Origin of the sequence: Peribacillus sp. Bi96, assembly GCF_918698115.1 — a bacterium.
In the GTDB taxonomy this organism is placed as follows: Bacteria; Bacillota; Bacilli; order Bacillales; family DSM-1321; genus Peribacillus.
In genome coordinates, this window is record NZ_CAKKLV010000067.1 from 1 (window position 1) to 1,701 (window position 1,701).

Annotated in this window: 1 protein-coding gene; it reads right to left on the reverse strand. The window is 37.3% G+C overall.

Features of this window, described 5'->3' with window-relative positions:
• Positions 1–49 precede the first annotated feature (49 nt).
• The gene (locus LQ203_RS27260; protein WP_230163053.1) at positions 50–1,435 is read right to left on the reverse strand and encodes a cytochrome P450; all 1,386 of its coding nucleotides are present in this window, start codon (positions 1,433–1,435) and stop codon (positions 50–52) included.
• Positions 1,436–1,701 lie beyond the last annotated feature (266 nt).

Genomic DNA, 1,701 nt, shown 5'->3' on the forward strand with positions numbered 1-1,701 from the left:
CCTTAGGTGTAGAGTGACAATTTTGTTCATTAATACAACTTATATTCATTTAAATTTCAGAAGCTTCTGGTTGGAAACCTCCTATATTTCTATCTTCGACTACCATGCGCAATCCACGCTTCGGTCTGAGTGTAATAGACGGAAGTGGCTTTACTTCATGATGGTCAGGCGCCAGCCTTATCCGATATCGTTGAGCAATGCATGCTAGGACAAGCACAGCTTCCATCACTGCAAAATGATTACCGATACAAACTCTCGGACCTCCGCCAAATGGAAAGTAAGCGAACGGAGGTAGGGTTTTCATAAAGTTGTTTTCAAATCGCTCAGGTTTAAAGGAATCTGGATTATCAAAATACTCAGGCTTGTGGTGCATCACATACTGACTCAACAGGATCATATCGCCTTTTTTAAAAAGATACCCTCCAATTACCACATCCTCTGCCACTTCCCGTTGTATGATATAGGCAGGCGGGTATATGCGCATTGATTCATAGATAACATTTTGTGTGAATGTTAATTTCATAAAATCGCCAGTTGTTAGATTACGGTTGCCGATTACGCTATCTATTTCATTGAAAAGTTTAGTTTCCACATCAGGGTGTTGGGAAAGCAAGTATAAGGTCCAGGAAAGCACATTTGCTGTTGTTTCGTGACCGGCAAGGAAAATGGTCATTAACTCATCACGTAACTGCTTGTCTGTCATAGCTAAGCCATCCTCATCATCTCGAGCATCCATTAGAATCCCAAGCATATCCTCATGTCTCTCTGCCTCTGTTCTACGTTTTTCAATAAAGCTATAAATCACCTTATCAAGTCTCTGTTTCGCAATTTTATATTCACGGTTGTTTTTAGTTGGAACCCATAGTGGCATTTGAAGTGTTCGCATTCTTTTAACGGCAATTCTCATGAAGGCTTCTATAGGTTCCCCGAGCATGCCATATCCTTCTTTGAGGTTCATGCTGAACATGGTCTTGCTGATAATACCCAGTGCAAGGCTCATCATATCCTCCGTAATAATCCTTTCTTCTCTGTTTTTCCAAGTGGAAATATAGTCCATTGTTATATCAATCATATCCTGACCATAATTGCTAATATGAGACTTTTTGAAAGAGGGTTGAATAAGCCTTCTTTGGCGCATGTGAATTTCTTTTTCACTTGTAAGAAGGCCTTCTCCGATTACTGGTTTTAAAGCAGAGAAGTCCTTTGATTTCAAGAAGGATTTTTGTTTTGTTACAAGTACCTGCTTAATTAAATCTGAATTTGAAATAAGGTAAACATTATGGAAAGGTCCAAAACGAATTTTAGCAACTTCTCCATATTCTTTTGCTAAACGGGTAAGAAAGCCAAGTGTATCTGAAATAAACTCCTTTGAATGGCCAGTAATTAATTTTCCTTTTGGGCCTGGAGAATCATTTGAAAAATTTGTGTCGCTCATTGGTTTGTTTCCTCCATTTCGGTATAATTACTTGTATTCATTCTATGAGAAAAGTATTGATTGGTTTGGACAAGTTGTTAATAAGAAGACTAACAAATACAATATTTTTTTAAAAAGATAGTTAATCAATTTGAATGAAATTATAAGTGTGTATAAAGGAATACTATTAATAAACGAAATCAAAGTGTTTATGAAATTGTAAAGGCACCCATCCCTGGTTGTCACTTTCTTTTACTAATGAAAGCAGGTATGTATGGAACTACCTT

Coding starts and splice junctions, on each gene's coding strand:
- LQ203_RS27260 (WP_230163053.1), bottom strand. CDS start 1,435: ATGAGCGACACAAATTTTTCAAATGATTCTCCAGGCCCAAAAGGAAAA.